The organism is Citrobacter sp. Igbk 16 (genome assembly GCF_028069755.1).
Classification (GTDB): Bacteria; Pseudomonadota; Gammaproteobacteria; order Enterobacterales; family Enterobacteriaceae; genus Citrobacter.
Map to the genome: position 1 here is coordinate 89,351 of NZ_JANEWJ010000002.1, position 19,785 is coordinate 109,135.

At 53.3% G+C, this 19,785-nt stretch carries 22 protein-coding genes; 3 read left to right on the forward strand and 19 right to left on the reverse strand.

Features of this window, described 5'->3' with window-relative positions:
- The first annotated feature begins 253 nt into the window (after window positions 1-253).
- The gene (locus tag NNO03_RS02080) at window positions 254-700 is read left to right on the forward strand and encodes a hypothetical protein (RefSeq protein WP_271448675.1); all 447 of its coding nucleotides are present in this window, start codon (window positions 254-256) and stop codon (window positions 698-700) included.
- A gap of 95 nt (window positions 701-795) precedes the next feature.
- Here NNO03_RS02080 and gntU read toward each other — a convergent pair whose 3' ends face one another.
- The 5 genes from gntU to NNO03_RS02105 form a co-directional block, all read right to left on the reverse strand.
- Window positions 796-2,136, reverse strand: coding sequence for a gluconate transporter (gntU, locus tag NNO03_RS02085; protein WP_137381956.1), 1,341 nt, complete (start codon window positions 2,134-2,136; stop codon window positions 796-798).
- Complete coding sequence (gene gntK / locus NNO03_RS02090) at window positions 2,136-2,666, reverse strand: gluconokinase (RefSeq protein WP_032940611.1); 531 nt, start codon at window positions 2,664-2,666, stop codon at window positions 2,136-2,138. Before gntK ends, gntU begins: the two co-directional genes overlap by 1 nt.
- A 141-nt stretch (window positions 2,667-2,807) precedes the next feature.
- Complete coding sequence (gene gntR / locus NNO03_RS02095) at window positions 2,808-3,803, reverse strand: gluconate operon transcriptional repressor GntR (protein WP_271441373.1); 996 nt, start codon at window positions 3,801-3,803, stop codon at window positions 2,808-2,810.
- A gap of 222 nt (window positions 3,804-4,025) precedes the next feature.
- Window positions 4,026-4,721, reverse strand: coding sequence for a quercetin 2,3-dioxygenase (gene yhhW / locus NNO03_RS02100; RefSeq protein ID WP_271441372.1), 696 nt, complete (start codon window positions 4,719-4,721; stop codon window positions 4,026-4,028).
- A 123-nt stretch (window positions 4,722-4,844) separates the two neighbouring features.
- Window positions 4,845-5,882, reverse strand: a complete 1,038-nt coding sequence (locus NNO03_RS02105; RefSeq protein WP_271448676.1) for an oxidoreductase — start codon at window positions 5,880-5,882, stop codon at window positions 4,845-4,847.
- Window positions 5,883-6,409: 527 nt separating this feature from the next.
- On the opposite strand from NNO03_RS02105, the gene yhhY reads away from it, so the two are divergent.
- On the forward strand, window positions 6,410-6,898 hold the full coding sequence (yhhY, locus tag NNO03_RS02110; RefSeq protein WP_137381960.1) for an N-acetyltransferase: 489 nt from the start codon (window positions 6,410-6,412) through the stop codon (window positions 6,896-6,898).
- Window positions 6,899-6,961: 63 nt separating this feature from the next.
- On the opposite strand, the gene ggt is transcribed toward yhhY, so the two are convergent.
- Window positions 6,962-8,707, reverse strand: coding sequence for a gamma-glutamyltransferase (ggt, locus tag NNO03_RS02115; protein WP_271448677.1), 1,746 nt, complete (start codon window positions 8,705-8,707; stop codon window positions 6,962-6,964).
- A gap of 117 nt (window positions 8,708-8,824) precedes the next feature.
- On the opposite strand from ggt, the gene NNO03_RS02120 reads away from it, so the two are divergent.
- The gene (locus tag NNO03_RS02120) at window positions 8,825-9,268 is read left to right on the forward strand and encodes a DUF2756 family protein (RefSeq protein ID WP_202037535.1); all 444 of its coding nucleotides are present in this window, start codon (window positions 8,825-8,827) and stop codon (window positions 9,266-9,268) included.
- Here NNO03_RS02120 and ugpQ read toward each other — a convergent pair.
- The 13 genes from ugpQ to livH all read right to left on the reverse strand — a co-directional run bounded on the left by ugpQ (window position 9,265) and on the right by livH (window position 19,754).
- Window positions 9,265-10,008: a glycerophosphodiester phosphodiesterase gene (gene ugpQ, locus NNO03_RS02125; RefSeq protein ID WP_271448678.1), complete on the reverse strand. Its 744-nt coding sequence runs from the start codon at window positions 10,006-10,008 to the stop codon at window positions 9,265-9,267. The two genes, NNO03_RS02120 and ugpQ, sit on opposite strands and share 4 nt — an antisense overlap.
- Complete coding sequence (locus NNO03_RS02130; RefSeq protein ID WP_271448679.1) at window positions 10,005-11,075, reverse strand: sn-glycerol-3-phosphate import ATP-binding protein UgpC; 1,071 nt, start codon at window positions 11,073-11,075, stop codon at window positions 10,005-10,007. Before NNO03_RS02130 ends, ugpQ begins: the two co-directional genes overlap by 4 nt.
- A 2-nt stretch (window positions 11,076-11,077) precedes the next feature.
- A complete protein-coding gene (gene ugpE, locus NNO03_RS02135) occupies window positions 11,078-11,923 on the reverse strand; it encodes a sn-glycerol-3-phosphate ABC transporter permease UgpE (RefSeq protein ID WP_137381964.1) in 846 nt (281 codons plus the stop codon).
- Entirely contained in the window at window positions 11,920-12,807 is an 888-nt protein-coding gene (gene ugpA, locus NNO03_RS02140; RefSeq protein WP_137365820.1) for a sn-glycerol-3-phosphate ABC transporter permease UgpA, read from the reverse strand. Before ugpA ends, ugpE begins: the two co-directional genes overlap by 4 nt.
- A 101-nt stretch (window positions 12,808-12,908) precedes the next feature.
- Window positions 12,909-14,225, reverse strand: coding sequence for a sn-glycerol-3-phosphate ABC transporter substrate-binding protein UgpB (ugpB, locus tag NNO03_RS02145; protein WP_202037531.1), 1,317 nt, complete (start codon window positions 14,223-14,225; stop codon window positions 12,909-12,911).
- Between the two features lie 257 nt (window positions 14,226-14,482).
- Window positions 14,483-14,851 (reverse strand): type II toxin-antitoxin system death-on-curing family toxin, encoded by a 369-nt coding sequence (locus NNO03_RS02150; protein ID WP_271448680.1) that lies wholly within the window; start codon window positions 14,849-14,851, stop codon window positions 14,483-14,485.
- Window positions 14,848-15,069, reverse strand: coding sequence for a type II toxin-antitoxin system Phd/YefM family antitoxin (locus NNO03_RS02155; RefSeq protein ID WP_271448681.1), 222 nt, complete (start codon window positions 15,067-15,069; stop codon window positions 14,848-14,850). Before NNO03_RS02155 ends, NNO03_RS02150 begins: the two co-directional genes overlap by 4 nt.
- 58 nt (window positions 15,070-15,127) lie before the next feature.
- The gene (locus NNO03_RS02160; RefSeq protein WP_271448682.1) at window positions 15,128-15,535 is read right to left on the reverse strand and encodes a dTDP-glucose pyrophosphorylase; all 408 of its coding nucleotides are present in this window, start codon (window positions 15,533-15,535) and stop codon (window positions 15,128-15,130) included.
- Window positions 15,536-15,675: 140 nt separating this feature from the next.
- Window positions 15,676-15,957 (reverse strand): hypothetical protein, encoded by a 282-nt coding sequence (locus NNO03_RS02165; RefSeq protein WP_271448683.1) that lies wholly within the window; start codon window positions 15,955-15,957, stop codon window positions 15,676-15,678.
- A 101-nt stretch (window positions 15,958-16,058) separates the two neighbouring features.
- Window positions 16,059-16,772, reverse strand: a complete 714-nt coding sequence (gene livF / locus NNO03_RS02170; RefSeq protein WP_271441318.1) for a high-affinity branched-chain amino acid ABC transporter ATP-binding protein LivF — start codon at window positions 16,770-16,772, stop codon at window positions 16,059-16,061.
- A 17-nt stretch (window positions 16,773-16,789) separates the two neighbouring features.
- On the reverse strand, window positions 16,790-17,557 hold the full coding sequence (gene livG / locus NNO03_RS02175) for a high-affinity branched-chain amino acid ABC transporter ATP-binding protein LivG (protein WP_048213581.1): 768 nt from the start codon (window positions 17,555-17,557) through the stop codon (window positions 16,790-16,792).
- Window positions 17,554-18,831, reverse strand: coding sequence for a branched chain amino acid ABC transporter permease LivM (livM, locus tag NNO03_RS02180; protein ID WP_137381969.1), 1,278 nt, complete (start codon window positions 18,829-18,831; stop codon window positions 17,554-17,556). Before livM ends, livG begins: the two co-directional genes overlap by 4 nt.
- Window positions 18,828-19,754 carry a high-affinity branched-chain amino acid ABC transporter permease LivH gene (gene livH / locus NNO03_RS02185; protein WP_003023435.1) on the reverse strand — a complete coding sequence of 309 codons (927 nt, stop codon included), beginning with the start codon at window positions 19,752-19,754 and terminating at the stop codon, window positions 18,828-18,830. Before livH ends, livM begins: the two co-directional genes overlap by 4 nt.
- Window positions 19,755-19,785 lie beyond the last annotated feature (31 nt).

Sequence of the window (19,785 nt, forward strand, 5' to 3'; positions counted from 1 at the left end):
TCGCGGATTAGCATTATCTTCTCGCTGCACCTGCAAAATCAGGTGCCAGAATTAGCCTTCTGAACTCCTTCATCGGTGACGCAAGTATTTTTGTGTCGCACGCTTAGGTACACTTCAATGGTGGACCGGGCGGGGGCGTCGCAAGACGCGCCGGTATCCGATGAGGCCGGTAAGGCTAACCCTGCTCGGTTCCACCGCCAGTGAGATTAGCCTCTCCAGTGGTGGATGAAAATCACTCATCGGAGGCTGCCCTATGGCGACTACCCCTCTCTTTTCACACTCTTTATTTACCCTGCCCTTTAGCCATGCCACGGATTTCACCGAGCTGGCGGATAACTGCGAGCGTTTTGTCGAAGGACTTGTTGAATGCCATGACCCGGTTGAAAAACTGGCGATATGTGCGCGCCTGTCGGCCTGTCTGGCACTATTGCAACCAACCTTAACGGAACCCGTACCGCATCACCTGCAAGCCAGCCTGACGGTGGAAACATTCCCCACCCGTTCTCCGCTCTTTGAGCCTGAACCCGACCAGATGGGGCGCTACTGTCAGTTATTAACGCACCTGCTGATGAGTAAAACGCTGTCTGACGAGATGGAACGCGTGGCGGGTGACTTACTGCAAGATCTGGTGGGCTATTTCGCCGATACGCTAAAAGCGCCGCGCTGGCTGAAAACAGAAGAAGGGCTGGTCGTGCTATAAAAAAGCCGGGTAGCGGCTTCGCCTGACCCGGCCTACGATGCGGATATGTACTTGATGTAGGCCCGGTAAGCGTAAACGCCACCGAGCAACAAGACTCAGCTCAACAGCTGGAAAGCAATCATCCCGACAATTGCACCGACCGTACCGAGGATGGTTTCCATCATCGTCCAGGTCTTCAGCGTTTGCGCTTCAGTTGCACCGGTAAATTTACCGAACAGCCAGAAACCGGCATCGTTCACGTGGCTGACCACGATAGAGCCGCCCGCGATACAGATAGACAGTGCCGCCATCTGCGCACCGGAAAAATTCAGTTGCTCAATCACTGGCATCACCAGACCCACAGCCGTTAAGCAGGCTACGGTCGCGGAACCCTGAATAATACGTACCGCCGCCGCCAGCACAAAGCAGGTAATGGCAATCGGTAAGCCCATACCGGTTAACGCTTCGCCCAGCGCCGGACCGACGCCGGAATCCACCAGCACCTGTTTGAACACGCCACCGGCACCGATCACCAGCAGAATAATCCCCGCCGGTTGCAGCGCGTGTCCGCAGATCTCCATCACCCGGTCTTTCGCCATACCCTGACGAATGGCCAGACCATAAATAGCGACCAGACAAGCGACCAGAATCGCAGTGAACGGATGACCGATAAATTCGAACCATTCATACGCAGTAGAACCGACCGGCACAAAGCGTGCGGCGATGGTTTTCAAACCAACCAGCACCAGTGGCAGCAGGATCAGCGACAGGCTGAAGCCAAAGGATGGCATCTTGCCTTCGCCCAGATGCGGCTCGGTAATGTCTTCCGGTACATGCAGTTCAACGTAACGGCTGATAAAGTTGCCCCACAGCGGCCCGGCGATAATCATGCCCGGAATCGCCGCACACAGGCCAATCAGGATCATCCAGCCAAAGTCAGCGTGCATTTGCGAAGCCAGCAGCATTGGCGCCGGCCCTGGCAGCAGGAACGCGGCAGCAGCAGCCACACCCGCAAACAGTGGAATAACCAGCTTCACCAGGTTAGTTCCCGTATGGCGCGCCATTGAGAATGCGACACTTATCAGCAGCACAATCGCCACTTCAAAGAACAGCGGTAGCGCGCAAATCAGACCGGCCAGACCGATCGCATAATGCGCACGGCTGTGACCGAAGGATTTCAGCATTTTAACGGCAATCTGATCGACCGCGCCCGTCTCATGCAAAATCTTGCCGAACATCGCCCCCAGCGCCACCACAATCGCCAGAAAGCCGAGCGTGCCTCCCATCCCTTTTTCCATCGTTGCCGCGATTTTATCGAGCGGCATACCGGAAAAGAGACCTGCACCAATGGACACCACCATCAAAGCGACAAAGGCGTGCATACGCGCCTTCATCACTAAAAACAGCAGTAATAAAACGGACCCTACTGCTGTTAAAACAAGCGTTAATGTAGTCACTACTTACTGCCCTGGTTAATAACCTCAATGGTGCTAGCTACCACACCGTCCAGCGGCTGATCGATATCCACTACCAGAACATCGTTTTCATTCGCACCCGGTTCTTCCAGCGCTTCAAACTGAGTTACCAGCATCTGCGTTTTGAAGAAGTGACCTTTACGCGCCTTCAGACGACTTTCGATAACGTCAAAATCCCCTTTCAGGTAGATGAAAGAGAGATTCGGGTTACCGTCACGCAACTGGTCACGATAGTCTTTTTTCAAGGCAGAGCAGACGATCAGCGAAACTTTGTTGGTGCGCTGCATCGCGAAGGCGGCGTCATTCAGCGCCTGTAACCACGGTTTACGGTCGTCATCGTTTAATGGCTCACCGGAAGCCATTTTCATGATGTTGCTGCGCGGATGGAGAAAATCGCCATCAAGAAACGCGGCCTGCAGTTGATGCGCCACTTCGCTGGCGACAGCAGATTTACCGCTGCCCGATACGCCCATCAGAACGTAAACGTGGTGATCATGATTAGTCGTGCTCAAAGCGTTGCCCCCACTGGTACAAGAATCAGGAAATTGTTACGGGTAACTGTTATCGGTAACATTGTCCAGCCGGATAAATAGAGAAGCAATATCCATTCGTGCTCGAAGTGTATAAGTGTGAGCTACTTCAAACTTGTTGGGTTAAATAGATCCGCCCGGTGACAAGGTGAAACCTAAATCTAACATTTTAGGTGTGACTACCTCACCACGGATGCGCGCCAGCAGACGTTCTGCGCCAATACTGCCCATTCTTTCACGCGGCGTCAGTACGCTCGCCAGGCGCGGTTCCATCACCTGGCCGATATCGTGACCGTGAAAACCGGCAATCGCCATATCATCGGGTATTCTTAATCCCAAACGCTGACATTCAAACGCTGCGCCTACCGCTAAGTCATCGTTGGTACAGAAGACGCCATCAAGCTGCGGGTATTCACGCCGCGCCTGACGGATAAGCTCGATACCGGAGGAGTAGGATGAAGACTGTTCCACCATCACGCTATAGGGCACCAGATTGGCGTCGCGCATGGCCTGTTCGTAGCCCCGCTGTTTGATGATAGTACGTTCATCAAGACGCGCACCCAGATAGGCAATATGGCGATGGCCACGCGCGATAATGGCGGCCGTCATCTGACGTGCGGCTTCAAAGTTGTCGAAGCCGACGGCAATATCCAGACACGGAGACTGGCTGTCCATCAGTTCAACGACCGGGATCCCCGCCACTTCGATCATTTTCAACGTCCGGGGTGTATGGCTACGTTCGGTGAGGATCAGACCATCGATATTCCACGACAGCATTGATTCCAGGCGCTCTTGTTCCATCTCCGGTTTATAGCCGTAGTGCGCCAACATGGTTTGATAGCCATGGGCGTCGGTGACGGCTTCTATGCCGCGCAGGACTTCAGCAAAAACCTGGTTGGTGAGAGACGGTAACAGCACGCCAATTGCACGGCTGGTGGCATTAGAAAGGATATCAGGAGCACGATTGGGAATATAACCCAGCTCATCAAGTGCAGCGGCAATTTTGCCCCGCAGCGCCACGGAGACCTGCTCCGGGTTACGCAAAAAGCGACTGACCGTCATTTTAGTCACGCCCACGCGGTCGGCTACATCCTGAAGTACGGGTCTTTTCTTTTTCATCGTCCTGAAGCGTTAAAAAGGGATAGATTCCCCCAGTTTACCACGGACGTGCGAGAACCTTTGCAGAGAAAAAAAGGAGTTTTTATTGTGATAAATACACAAAATCATTCGAGTTGCATCAAGGCGGCGACGCAGTGAATCCCCGGGAGCGTACATTAAGTACGCGACCGGGGTGAGCGAGGAAAGCCAACACAGATGCGGCTTGAAGGATGACGTGTATTTTTATACTGGTGGCAGGTCAAACAGTAACACTTCGCTGTCGCTGTCGGCATGAATCGAAATTGCCTGTTCATCCCAGATTGCCAGACCGTCGCTGGTGGTCGCTTTGGTCCCGTTAATGGTGACGTTACCTTTTACCACCTGGATCCAGACGCGGCGTTCAGCGGCGATTTGATGCACCGACTGTTCATCTTTAAGCAGCGCCCAGCGATACAACTCCATATCCTGATACACTTTCAGCGAACCCTCTCGTGCATCCGGTGACAGCACCAACTGTTTGCCCTGAACAGCATCGAAACGACGTTGCTCGTAGCGCGGTGTAATGCCATTTTCCTGCGGAATGATCCAAATCTGATACAGGTGCAGTTTCTCGGTGTCGCTCGGGTTGTACTCCGAATGACGGATCCCCGTCCCGGCACTCATAATCTGGAATTCACCTGCCGGAACCTGCTCCTTATTGCCCATGCTGTCCTGATGTTCGACTGCGCCTTCCAGCACGTAGGTCAGAATTTCCATGTCTTTATGGGGATGAGTACCAAAGCCCTGACCTGCGTCGATCACGTCATCGTTGATCACGCGCAGTGCCGAGAATCCCATAAAATTCGGGTCATAATAGTTGGCAAAAGAGAAAGTATGCCAGGAATCGAGCCAACCATGATTAGCATGACCACGGTCGTTAGCTTTGCGTAAATAGATCATTGTGTTCACCCCCAGATGTTTTCGATGGAGTAAGTGTGGACTCAATCCGGTCGGGATCATAGAGGGTGAAAATTGACTCCTCTGTTCAAAAAATATGAACAATCACAGAGGAGTCCATCAACGCTATTTAGCGAGGGTTATCGTGGCAGGCGTTGCCTGTTCAAAGGCGCGTTCGAGGATTTCCAGGTTGATGAGAACTTCAGATTCCTTGACGTAATTAGGTGTACCCACTGTCAGCGTCTGATACAGCGCATCATAGACGCGGCCATAGTCGCCGACTTCCGGTTTCACCTCTTCTTTCACTGAGACGCCTTCATCATTGATGTACTCCAGCAGCCCAATGGAGTCGTCAGCGGCAAAACCGGGTTCTCCCGGCATGATATTGGCCTTCAGGCTGGTTTCCTGCTGATCGATGCCATACTTCACAAACGAGCCTTTTGTACCGTGGACGATAAACTTCGGATAATCGATTTTCACCAGATGACTGGTTTTGACAATGGCTTTCAGGTCACCGTAAAACAGCTGCGCTTCAAAAGTATCGTCCGGGTTCGCTTTGTTACGCAGGCTACGGATGTCGTAGGCCACATGGTCGGGGCGGCCGAACAGGGAGATAATTTGATCCATAGTGTGTACGCCCAGACCATAAAATGCGCCGTCCTGAGGCAGACCTGGTTTGGTTTCAGCGACCGGGCGGTAATAGTCAAAATGGCTTTCAACTTCAACAATCTCGCCCAACTTGCCGCTCTCAATCGCCTTTTTCGCGGTGAGGAAACAGGAGTCAAAACGACGATTCTGATATGGCGTAACGGTCAATCCCTTGCTTTGCGCTAGCTCAAACAGCTCTTTGGCTTGCGCAAGCGTCGGGGTGAAAGGTTTCTCAACCAGCACGCTTTTCCCGGCTTCCAGCGCACGTTTGGCGTATTCGAAATGGCTGTCAGCATGTGTACAGACGATCACCAGTTTCACCTGTGGATCATTTAAGATCTCGTCGAGGTCGCTGGTAAAGTGGATATGTGAATACTGCGGCGCCTGCTCTTCCGGTTTCGCGTTGCGGCGAAAAATATGTGCGACATGCCAGCTGTCTTTGCGGTTCAGGACATAAGGTAAATGGTAGCGAGTGGTACTTTTGCCAAAACCAATAAATGCGCAATGTAAGGCCATGAGACAATCCTTCTGAAGGTGAATGTCTACACCATAGCGCAAAGCGGCTGGAGACTGAATCCATCCTGTCATCGTGCCGGATGCGGCGTTGCCTTATCCGGCCTACAAAACTGAATCCATCCTGTTATCATGCCGGATGCGGCGTTGCCTTATCCGGCCTACCGCATTATACAGCCAAAAGATCGGGCGTAAGTGGCGTAGGCAGATTATTCACGGCCTGCGCGCAGCAACCGGAGCGTACACTGAGTTCGTGAGGATTGCGAGCACAGCCCGGGATTAAGCTGACAAGCAAACTAGCCCGAAACCCAGCCCAAAAAAAAAGCCAGCAAAAGCTGGCTAAAGTAATACTGGAAGCAATGTGAGCAATGTCGTGCTTTCAGGTTCTCCGTAGGGGTTCCCCTGAACGCAGAGCAATAATAATCATTCTCATTCGCACTTGTCTACTTATTTTTGCAAAAAAATGCAGTTGACGGATTTTTTAATCTCAGCGAGTGTAAATGCACAATTACCCCTGAAGGAGATAAGGAATGAGTGAGATAGTGATACGCCACGCTGAACCAAAAGATTACGACGCCATTCGTCAGATCCATGCGCAGCCGGAGGTGTACCACAACACGCTACAGGTTCCTCATCCTTCCATGGAGATGTGGCAAGTGCGACTCGCCGAGCAGCCCGGCGTCAAACAACTGGTTGCCTGCATTGATGATATCGTCGTGGGACATCTTTCCATTGCCGTCGCCCAACGCCCGCGCCGCAGCCACGTCGCTGATTTTGGTATTTGTGTTGATGCTCGTTGGCAGAACCGCGGCGTTGCCAGCGCCCTGATTCGCACAATGATCGACATGTGCGACAACTGGCTGCGCGTCGATCGTATTGAGCTAACGGTGTTTGTTGATAATGAGCCTGCGGTCGCAGTCTATAAGAAGTACGGCTTTGAAATCGAAGGCACCGGCAAGAAATATGGCCTGCGCAACGGTGAGTACGTTGATGCTTACTTTATGGCGCGCGTGAAATAACGGGTAAGAAACCACCAGAAAGCACTCGCCGGGCCTGCATCAACGGCAGACCCGGCAATACCATCAATATCCCGCCGTTAAATCATCCACGGAACGCGGGTCGGACGCGCCATACAGTGCGCCATCCGGTCCAACCATAATGCTCTGAGTGCTGCCCATTGCTTCTTTCAGCACCACTTTCTGTCCTTTCTGCTCAAGCAGCTTGACGGTGTCCGGGCTAAAACCTTTTTCAACACGCAGTTCATCCGGCAACCACTGATGGTGGAAGCGCGGGGCATTGGTGGCCTCAGCGACGTTCATCCCAAAATCAATGCTGTTAACCACCATTTGCAGCACGGTAGTGATAATTCGACTCCCGCCAGGGCTGCCGGTCACCAGCCAGGTTTTCCCGTCTTTAACCACAATTGTCGGCGACATCGACGACAACGGACGTTTCTTCGGTCCGACGGCGTTGGCATCGCCGCCCACCAGTCCGTAAACGTTCGGCACACCCGGTTTAGCAGAGAAATCATCCATCTCATTATTGAGCAGAATACCGGTGTTACCCGCCACAATACCGGTTCCGAAGGTGGTATTCAGGGTATAGGTCACCGCCACGGCATTCCCGTCTTTATCCACCACCGAGAAGTGAGTGGTCTGGTTACTTTCATAGGGAGCAAGTTTGCCAGGCTTGATTTGGCTGGAAGGCTTCGCTTTGTTGATATCAATCTGATCGGCAAGCGTTTTAGCATAGGCTTTGTTGGTCAGCGCCTGCCACGGCACTTTCACAAAATCCGGGTCGCCAAGATATTCGGAACGGTCGGCATAGGCATATTTTTCCGCTTCAGCCATGACCTGCATGGCATCGGCGCTGCCAAACCCGTACTTTTTCATATCGAAGTTTTCGAGAATGTTGAGGATCTGCACGATATGAATCCCCCCAGAAGATGGCGGCGGCATCGAGAAGACCTGATAACCACGGTAGTCACCGCTGATTGGCGCACGCTCTACGGCTTTGTAGTCAGCTAAGTCCGCTTTGGTGATAAGCCCGCCGTTCTTCTTCATCTCCTCAGCTATCTGATCGGCAATCGCCCCTTTATAAAACGCATCAGGGCCATTCTCGGCAATCATCTCCAGGCTTTTTGCCAGGTTCTTCTGTACCAGCTTATCGCCCTTTTTCAGCGGCTCGCCGTCCTTCCAGAAAATGGCTTTGCTGTTCTCGTGATTAGGGAGCACTTCGCTGCCATAGGTTTTCAGATCGTCGGCCAGCGCGTCATTAACCACAAAGCCCTCTTCCGCCAGCTTCATTGCCGGACGTACCACTTTATTCAACGGCAGCGTACCGTATTTCTCCAGCGCCAGCGAGAAACCCGCCACGGTGCCTGGCGTACCGGAAGCCAGATGCGACGTCAGCGACTTTTTCGCATCGGCGTTACCCTGTTCATCAAGGAACATATCGCGAGTCGCGCCAGCTGGCGCCATTTCACGGAAATCAATTGCTGTCGTCTTCCCGTCTTTGGTGCGCAGCATCATAAAGCCGCCGCCACCCAGGTTACCCGCCTGCGGATGCGTCACCGCCAGCGCGTAACCAACGGCGACGGCAGCATCGACGGCATTCCCGCCCTGTTTAAGAATGTCCACCCCAACCTGGGTAGCTAAAGCATCCACGGAGGCCACCATCCCTTGCTTAGCGCGTACGGGATGAAACACATCTTCCTCGACTCCGTAAGATACCGGCGGTGGCGCAGCTGGCGCGGCAGCAACGCTAAAACAACTTCCTGAGAGCAGAGCAGCAATGGCTACCCGGCGTAAAAACGTCGGTTTTATCATCGTTATTCTCCAGATTTATGGGGTCGGCCCCCACTAAGCCTGGTGCATAACTCTGAAATAATCATCGTAACGGCGAGAAAGGAGTAAACTTAAGAGATCCCCGAGAGGAGAAAAGCGATGAAACGACTCTTACTTTTAGCCATGCTATTGCCGTTTGCAGGCTTTGCACAGCCAATCAACACCATGAATAACCCGAATCAACCCGGTTATCAGATCCCGAGTCAACAGCGTATGCAAACACAAATGCAAACGCAGCAAATTCAGCAGAAAGGGATGCTCAACCAGCAGTTGCAAACGCAGACACGCATGCAGCAACAGCATATGGAAAACCAAATCAACACCAACTCCCAGCGAGTACGTCAGTCTCAGCCTGGCGAGTTGAATTCCGGCCAGCAGCAAATGCTGCCCAACAGCAATGGCGGGATGTTAAGCGGAACGCATAACCCGGACAACTCGCTGAATAAACAGCAACAGATGCTGCCGGAAAAAAAGAATGGCGACATGCTAAAACCGTCCAGCACGCCGCAACCTAACGTTCCGTTAAAAACGCTTGGACCTTAACAGGGCTGGAAATCCGGCCCGATGACATCAATCGCATCGGTACAGATGCAGTCTACTCCCCAGCGTAGCAGTTCTGCCGCACGCTGGGGTCGGTTGACGGTATACACCAGAATCCGCAGCCCCGCATCGCGCAACGCATCCACACGCGCCTCATCCAGCAGCTTATGATTAAGATGAATAGAGACACAGCCCAACCGGGTGGTGAGCTCTCGCCAGTCATCTCGCCACTCATCAAGCAGCAAACCACGCGGCAGCTCAGGCACCGCCAGTTGCGCCGCTTCAAGTGCATCAATTTCAAAAGATGACAGCAGCGGCGGCGTCATTCCCGCCCACAGTTCACGCGCGGCCAGTGCCACGGCTTTGCCGGTCAGCGTCCCGGTTCCGGTGGTCGGTTTGATTTCAATATTCGCCATCATGCCATGCTGGCGGCAGCGCTCCGCCACCTGGGAGAGCAGCGGCAATGGCTCGCCTTTAAACTCACCGCTAAACCAGCCGCCGGCATCAACACGCAGAAGATCCTGCCAGTTCAATTCACCCGCAACGCCCCAGCCGTTGCTGGTACGTTCCAGATTGTCGTCATGCAGCAGAAATATCTCACCGTCTTTCGACAATTTGGCATCGAATTCAATCATGGTGTGCCCGTATCGCGCCCCCACGTCAATCGCCGCCAGGGTATTTTCCGGTGCCAACTTACCGCCACCACGATGGGCGACAATATGGGGATAAGGCCAGTTACTCATACGCGTTGTCCTGTTTCGCCATCAAAGAGATGCAAATGATTGTCTGGCAGATGCAGCCATAGCGTGCTGCCTGCCGTCGGGCGATGCTGATGCGCCAGTCGCACCACCAGCTTTTGCTCACCCCAGCGTCCGTGTGCCAGGTTATCTGCGCCCAGCATTTCCAGCGTATCTAACACCAGCGGCACGCCGCCTTCGGCCTGCGAGCTTAGCGCAATATGCTCCGGGCGGATACCCAGCGTCATATTACGCCCACCAGACTCCCTGGCGCTTCTACCAAGCGGTAACGTCATACCGCCTTCCAGTTCAAAATGTGTGCCAGACGCGCTGACGTACCCATCCAGCAGGTTCATGGCCGGGCTGCCGATAAAACTCGCCACAAAGCGACTGGCGGGTTTTTCGTAGACTTCCACTGGCGTGCCAATCTGTTCAGCAATGCCCTTGTTCATCACCAGCACACGCTGGGCCAGCGTCATTGCCTCAACCTGATCGTGTGTGACGTACAACGAGGTGGTTTTCAGTCGGCGATGCAGATGTTGTAACTCAAGACGCATCTGCACACGCAGCTTTGCATCAAGGTTTGAAAGCGGTTCATCGAACAGGAAAACCGCCGGGTCGCGGACAATCGCTCGTCCCATCGCTACGCGCTGGCGCTGACCGCCAGAAAGTTCGCGCGGACGGCGCTTGAGCAGCTCACCCAGCTCGAGAATACGCGCCGCCTCATTTACCCGCTCAGCAATGTGCTCCTTGCCCATTCCCCGAATCTTCAATCCCCAGGCCATGTTTTCTTCCACGCTCATATGCGGGTAGAGTGCATAGTTCTGGAACACCATCGCAATACCACGATCTTTCGGTTCCATTTCGGTGACGCGCTTATTATCAATCCAGATGTCGCCGCCGCTCACCCGCTCCAAACCGGCGACCATCCGCAGCAACGTAGACTTTCCGCAACCGGATGGGCCTACCATCACAATGAATTCCCCGTCCGCGACGTCCAGCGTCAGCGGTTTAATCACCTGGGTTTTGCCGTCCCAGCTTTTGGTTACTGCCTGTAGTTTTAAACCAGCCATTTTTATTTCTCACTATCGACCAGGCCGCGTACGAAGGCACGCTGCATGGCTAACACGATGATTACCGGAGGGATGAGCGTCAGCAGCATGGCTGCCATCACCTGGTTCCATTGGGTAGTGCCTTCACCGGTAGCAATCATGCCTTTGATGCCTGCTACGGCGGTGCCCAGGTTAACGTCGGTAATAATTAACAACGGCCACAGATACTGGTTCCAGCCGTAGATGAAGGTGATCACGAACAACGCCGCCAGATTGGTTTTCGACAGTGGCAGCACGATATCGCGGAAAAAACGCATCGGCGACGCACCGTCAATACGCGCCGCTTCAACCAGCTCATCTGGTAGCGTCATAAAGAACTGACGGAACAGGAATGTCGCGGTAGCCGATGCCATGAGCGGCAACGTCAGACCCGCATAACTGTCGAGCATCTTCAGGTTGGCGATAACCTCCACCGTCGGGAAGATACGCACCTCCACCGGCAGCATCAGGGTGATAAAAATCATCCAGAAGAACAGGTTACGCAGAGGAAAGCGAAACCAGACAATGGCGAACGCGGACAGCATAGAGACGGTGATTTTTCCCACCGTAATACTGAATGCCATGATGAAACTGTTGAGCATCATCAGCCAGAACGGTGCGCTATTTACCCCCACACCATTGACCCAAATGTATTTCATGTTTTCCAGCAGTTGTGTGCCGGGCACCAGCGTCATCGGCGTTTCAAACACCGCTTTGTTATCCAGCGTCGCCGCAACAAACGCGACGTACAGCGGAAACAAGATCACCATGATCCCCAGAATCAACATGGTATGGCTGAATATTGTTAGCCCTCGACGATTCTCAATCATTGGTAACGCACCTTACTTTCCACATAGCGGAACTGCACCACCGTCAAAATAATGACGAGGAACATCAGCACGACCGACTGCGCGGCTGATGCGGAGAGATCCAGTCCGACAAAACCTTCACGATAGATTTTATAAATTAGCGTGGTGGTAGCCTGCACCGGCCCACCCGCTGTCGCAGCATCGATCACCGGGAAGGTGTCAAAGAAGGCGTAAACCAGGTTCACCACCAGCAGAAAAAAGCTAACCGGCGCGATTAGCGGTAGCGCTAATTTAAAGAAGCGGCGAATCGGCCCAGCGCCATCAATTGCAGCCGCTTCGATCAGTGAACGCGGGATCGACTGCAGTGCGGCAAAGAAGAACAGGAAGTTGTAACTAATCTGCTTCCAGACTGATGCAAACACCACCAGAAACATCGCCTGACCGCTGTTTTGCGCATGGTTCCAGTCATAGCCAAATTCACCGAGAAAATGGGTAATCAGCCCACGTCCTGGGTTAAACAGAAAGATCCACAGCACGGCGGCAACCGCAGGCGCAACGGCGTAAGGCAACAGCATCAGCGTTTGATAAAAACGGCTTCCGCGTACCACATAATTCACCAACGCGGCAAAAAATAACGACACCAACAGGCCGCTTACCGTAACCAACGAGCTGAACTTGATAGTGGTCCAGAACGAATCAAGGTAGTACGGGTCATGGAACAGTGCGACAAAGTTTTCCAGCCCGACGAACTGACTGGAAAGACCAAAGGGATCAACGCTTTGCAGTGAGTACCACAGCGCTTCACCGGCAGGCCAGATAAAGAAAATAACGGTGATAACCAACTGCGGGGCAACCAGTAGATAGGGAAGCCAACGCGAGCGGAACACCGGACGGGATGAGGACATGAAGTTTTTATTCCTGAGCAGTGCCGGATGGCGCTGCGCTTATCCGGCCTACGGGTATGAGTAGGCCGGGTAAGGCGTAGCCGCCACCCGGCATTTCACGATTAAGACTTGGTCGATTGCTCAAAGCGGCGCAGTAACTGGTTGCCACGTTCAACGGCAGCATCCAGCGCCTGTTGCGGGGTTTTCTTCCCGGTCCATACACTTTCCAGCTCTTCATCCACGATGGTACGGATCTGCGGCATATTGCCCAGGCGCAGCCCTTTAGTGAACGGCAACGGCGGCTTGTTCAACATCTGACGAGTTGCGATATCCGCGCCTGGGTTCTTATCATAGAAACCCTGCTCGCGGGTCAGATCGTAGGCGGCGGTGGTGATGGGCAGATAACCTGTTTTCTGATGCCATTCAGCAGCAATTTCAGGTTTTGCCAGGAAGTTGAGGAACTCCGCGACGCCCTGGTAGGTTGCTTTGTCTTTACCCTGCATCACCCACAGACTGGCGCCACCAATAATGGCGTTCTGCGGTGCACCTTTCACATCAGCATCGTATGGCATCATACCAACGCCATAGTTGAATTTAGCGTAGTGCCGGATATCCGCCAGAGAGCCGGACGATGCTGTGGTAATCGCACAATCACCGTTGTAGAACTTCTCGGTGGATTCATCTTTACGCCCGAAATAGCTGAAATCGCCCTTTTTATTCAGCTCTTCCAGCAGCGCGATATGTTTCACCTGCTCCGGCTTGTTGAACTCCAGTACTGCATCAGTACCGTCAAAACCGTTATTTTTAGTCGCAACCGGTAATCCGTTCCAGGCGCTGAAGTTTTCAATCTGGATCCAGCCCTGCCAGCCGCTGGCATACCCGCACTTCATACCTGCGGCTTTCAGCTTCGCGGTGTATTCCGCCAGATCCTGCCAGGTTTTCGGCGGTTGTTCAGGATCTAAACCGGCTTTTTTGAAGGCGTCTTTGTTGTAGTACAGCACCGGAGTGGAACTGTTAAACGGCTGAGAGAGCAAGTGTCCGGTTTTAGAGTCGGTGTAATAACCTGAAACCGTCGGCACGAACTGAGATTCATCGAAGTTAATCCCGGCCTCTTTAAACACTTCATAGACCGGTTTAATGGCTTTGGAGGCCATCATCGTGGCGGTACCGACTTCATAAACCTGCAGCAGTGCAGGTGCGTTTCCGGTACGGAAGGCGGCAATACCCGCGCTCAGACTCTGCTCATAGTTGCCTTTGTACTGCGGAACAATTTTGTAGTCAGGATGAGCCTCATTAAAACGTTGCGCCAGCGAATCAACTTCTTTACCCAGTTCGCCTTCCATTGAATGCCAGAACGGGATGGTGGTAACGGCCAGTGCCTGACCTGCAAATGCCAGGCTAAGTGCCAGTCCTAAAGCTGTATGTCGTAACGATATCATCGGTTATCTCTCTTGTTGTGCCGTATGCGCGATATCACGCGTTTTATGCTCGCGGGGGTAACATGACATGCTCGAATGACAGAAAAATAACTTTTTTATTACAAAAAAAAGATAGTAAGGCGACAAACAGATGGCAAGGCGGTGACTGTGCTAAGGAAGGAAAGTGGGAGCTGTGACACGTACAGCGAAAGTGCCTACGAACCGCCGGATGGCGATGCTAACGCATCTTATCCGGCCTACAATGGCTTCCGCCGGGGTTATCCTCGCAGGCGGGAGGCTATTTGTTCCAGCGTCAGCTGGCCCGCAGCCGCTTCAACCGTCATGGCGACAAAATCCGGGTTTGCAGGCAAAGCTATCCCGTTACGCTTTAAAAACAGCAACGTAATAAACAAAGCGGTACGTTTGTTACCGTCATTAAAAATATGTCCGCGAGAGATAGCCAGCAAATGCATTGCGGCCAGCAACCACACGTCGGTCACACCTTCATATTCAATTTGATTTAACACCCGATACATCAGCGCTTCAGCACGACCAGGATCGGGCATGCCCGTGACGCCAGGGGTTACACGTAGCAGCCTGTCGTGAAACAGTATTATCTCTTCCGCTGAGATAATTTGTAGGGTCATTTATCCGCCAGCTCCCTGATTTCATTACCATGTACCATCATGATATCGGCAAATTCATCATCAAGCCTTGCGGCCTGATAGCGTTCGAACTCTTCCGCGCTGATGATGACCGCAGGCTTATGACCACGGCGTGTAATGGTGACAGGAACGCCGGTGGCAGCGCTCTCCAGCACTTCCGCCAGATTCTGTCGGGCTTCGCTATAGTTCATGGTACGCATCAAAATCTCCTCACATGTACAACTGAATTGTACAACTACTGTGTACAAAAAAGAAGCATCACTCAGGTTGTGCGAACGTAAACTCCAGCGCCAGGCCCAGGATCTGCATACCATGAATGTTATCTTCCGGAGATATCGCCACCAGGCTTTCCAGAAACTTGAGTCGCCGTGACTGGGCGTTGATGATGAGTTTTCCCCGTAATGCAGGAAGCTTCAGCGAAGTGATGGGATAAACCACACGCCCAACGACTTCGACCGGCAGCTTGCGTAAGTCGACCTGCTGGAGCACCCCCACACAGGAGTACAGCAGGGCAACTGGCGTAACGGCAAGCAACGGCGCGCTGCTGATGCTGACAAAGTCCAGCAGCAGTTCCGGGCGAAGATAGTTCAGCCCATTAAAAGAGACAGTGGCACCATCAATCGCGGGCATGGGCAGCACGTCAGTTTGACGCGGTAAATCATTCATTCAGTTACCATTGGCACAAGATATATATCAAGCCGTTGATTATGCAGTAAATAGCCTATGCTTGCTGGGACAAGGCTCGCAATACCTGCAGATTTAGATAACGACGTAGCCCGACACTCTGCCCATCAACTCCGGTAACGTTAATCCCTACGCCAGCGGCGTTCATATTCGTTCTGTAAACGCTGCTGCTCCCGCCGCTCACGGTCACGCTGGATATCCGATTTTTCATCTTCCCAACCCGGACACACTGAACTGCTGAATACCTCGCAGGGTGAGTTGGATTGTGCTAACGGGTTGACCGGCTTTTCTTGCCAGATTGCAGGATCGCGCGGATCGAAAGTTTGCTCTTTCACTGCCTGCGCACTGAATGAGCAGGCCACGAGCAGACTTCCAATAGCCATACAGGCACCTGAACGTGTCATCCTTTCTCCATGTTCATTTTTATTATTGATAATCATTATCAATAATAACATAGCGCAATAAAAAAGGGGCCTGATGAGCCCCTTGTCTACTTAGATAACTGTTATCCGCCCAAATAAGCGCTACGCACCGCTTCGTTCGCCAGCAATGCATCACCGGTATCTTCCAGCACCACGTGACCGTTTTCCAGCACGTAACCACGGTCAGCGAGTTTCAGTGCCTGGTTGGCGTTTTGTTCGACGAGGAAAATCGTCATCCCCTGCTCGCGCAATTGCTCAATGGTGTTAAAGATCTGCTGGATGATGATCGGTGCCAGCCCCAGAGACGGCTCATCGAGCAGCAACAAACGCGGCTGACTCATCAAAGCCCGACCAATCGCCAGCATCTGCTGCTCACCACCAGACATGGTTCCCGCACGCTGGATACGACGTTCATGCAGACGTGGAAACAGGTCGTATACCCATTGAATACGCTCCTGAAACTGGTCGCGCTCGGCAAAAAAGCCCCCCATCGCCAGGTTCTCTTCTACCGTCATACGGGAAAATACGCGACGCCCTTCCGGGACAATCGCCACCGCTTCACGCATGATTTTTGCCGTCTGCCAGTCGGTAATATCTTTACCATCAAAGACAATACGCCCACTTGTAGCCCGAGGATCGCCGCACAGCGTTCCGAGCAGCGTGGTTTTCCCCGCACCGTTGGCACCGATAAGCGTCACGATTTCACCCTGATTGATGTACAGGCTGACATCGTGCAGTGCCTGGATCTTGCCGTAGTGGGCGTTGACGTTGTCAAAAGACAACATGACTTTTTCCATCTTATGCCTCACCACCATTATGCTTCACCTAAATAGGCGCGGATCACGTCCGGGTTGTTACGAATCTGCTCCGGTGTCCCGTTCGCCAGCGGCGTCCCCTGGTTCACCACGTAAATACGATCAGAAATACCCATCACCAGCTTCATATCGTGCTCAATGAGCAGGATGGTGGTGTCATGATGATCGCGCAGTTCGGCAATCAGCTCATCCAGCTCTTTGGTTTCTTTCGGGTTAAGGCCCGCAGCAGGTTCATCGAGCATCAGAATTTCCGGCTGAGTGACCATGCAACGGATAATCTCAAGACGGCGCTGGTCGCCATAGGCCAGGTTGCTCGCCTGCCGGTTAGCATGTTGCAGCAGGCCGATACGATCAAGCCAGGTGGCGGCGCGGTCCAGCGCTTCATCCTGCGCGCGGCGAAAAGCCGGAGTTTTTAACAGCCCGGAGAAAACCCCAGCTTTCAGTTGCTGATGCTGCGCCACCAGCAGGTTTTCAATCACTGTCATTTCGCGAAACAGGCGCACATGCTGGAAGGTACGCACCACGCCCATACGCGCAATTTGCTGGCCCGGCAGCCCTTCAAGGTGCTGGTCGCGCAGCTTAATCGTCCCGCCGGTCGGCTTATAGAACCCGGTCAGGCAGTTGAAGACCGTGGTTTTCCCCGCGCCGTTCGGTCCAATCAGAGAGACAATCTCTTTTTTATGCAAATCCAAAGACACATTGTTGACTGCCAGCAGGCCGCCAAAACGCATCATCAGGCCGCTAACCGATAATAATGGCTGACTCATGCCTGCTCTCCTTTTGCTTCCCCGTTTTTCAGTTTCAACTGTGGACGGGTCATCGGCAGCAAGCCCTGCGGACGCCAGATCATCATCAGTACCATCAAACCACCCAGCATTAACATGCTGTATTCATTGAAATCACGCATCAGTTCACGTGAGACCACCAGCAGGATAGCCGCCAGGATCACCGCAAACTGCGATCCCATCCCCCCCAGCACGACAATCGCCAGCACAAAGGCCGACTCAGCAAAGGTGAACGATTCCGGGCTGACAAAACCCTGGCGCGCGGCAAACAGCGTTCCGGCAAAACCGGCAAACGCAGCGCTGATGGTAAAGGCGGTCAGCTTGATGCGCGTAGGGTTTAAGCCCAGTGAGCGGCAGGCAATTTCATCTTCACGCAGCGCTTCCCATGCACGGCCCAGCGGCATACGCAACAGGCGGTTGATGACAAACAGCGAGAAGACCACCAGCAGCAGCGCCACCAGGTAGAGGAAAATCACACGGTCAGAGGGATCGTATTTCACGCCAAAGAAGTTGCTGAAGGTATCCCAGCCGCCTTCACGGGCGCTACGGCTGAATTCCAGACCGAAAAAGGTGGGTTTAGGGATCTGGCTGATACCATTCGGGCCACCGGTGACTTCAGTATTATTGAGCAACAGGATACGTACGATTTCGCCAAAGCCTAAGGTCACTATCGCCAGGTAGTCGCCACGCAGACGCAGAACCGGGAAGCCAAGCAGAAAACCAGCCGCCGCCGATACCAGCCCAGCCAGCGGCAAACAGGTCCAGAAACCAAGACCGTAATAGTGGTTCAGCAGCGCAAAGGTATACGCACCAATGGCATAGAAGCCGCCGTAGCCCAGCACCAACAAGCCGGAAAGGCCGACCACCACGTTTAAGCCGAGGCCGAGGATGATATAAATCATCGTCAGCGTAGCGATATCCACCGTGCCGCGCGACACCATAAATGGCCATGCGACAGCAATAACCAGCAGCGCCACCAGGAACAGCTTCTGTTTAACGGTTGAGCCATCAATCGCCGGCAGAATGAACTTCGGTCCGGAGACGCTCTTCAGGCTCTTCTGGAAAACGGGACGCAGCAGTTGGAAAAGAAAGACCACGCCGGTACCGATAAACACCCACTGCCAGCGGATATCCGCAGCGGTATCCACCACCAGCTTCGTGCCATCCAGTTCCAGTTGAACGCCCATGAAGACGCCCGCCAGGATGAAAAACATGACCGCTGAAAGCAGCGCCATTGCAAAATGCATCGGTTTCATACTTTCTCTACCTCCGGGCGACCCAGAATACCGGTCGGCATTACCAGCAGCACCAGAATCAGCAGTGCGAATGACACCACATCTTTATATTCCGTACTCAGATAAGCAGAGGAGAGCGCTTCCGCCACGCCCAGAATCAGGCCGCCGATCATCGCCCCAGGAATGCTACCGATACCGCCAAGAACCGCCGCGGTAAAGGCTTTCATCCCGGCCATAAAGCCAATATAGGGGTTAATTACACCGTAGAACTGTCCAAGCAATACACCTGCTACCGCCGCCATTGCTGCGCCAATCACAAAAGTCAGCGCGATCACGCGGTCAGTGTTAATACCGAGCAGACTGGCCATTTTCAGGTCTTCCGCGCAGGCACGACAGGCGCGTCCCATACGCGAATAGCGGATAAACAGCGTCAGCGCCAGCATCGCAAGGAAGGTCACAATCCAGATAACCAGCTGCATGGTGGTAATGGATGCAGAGAAGTTTTCACTGCTGCCGACAGTCCACTGGCCGTTAAACAGGCTGGGCAGCGCCACATCGCGCGAACCTTCAGTCAGGCTGACGTAGTTTTGCAGGAAGATAGACATCCCGATAGCGGAAATCAGCGCGATCAGGCGCTTGGAGCTGCGCACGGGCCGATACGCCACGCGTTCAATGCTCCAGCCGTAGGCGCTGGCAATCACAATGGCACCGACGAATCCCGCGGCAACCAGCAGCCAACTGGAATCAATGCCCATCATCATTAGCGCAGCGATGATCATAAAGGAGACATAACTGCCGATCATATACACCTCGCCGTGGGCGAAGTTGATCATGCCGATAATGCCGTACACCATCGTGTAACCGATGGCGATCAGCGCGTAGGTGCTTCCCAGCGTGACGCCGTTAAACATCTGCTGCAAGAAATAGAGGAACTGCTCGGACATAAGGTAACCTTTTTAAACCCGCCCGTTTTGC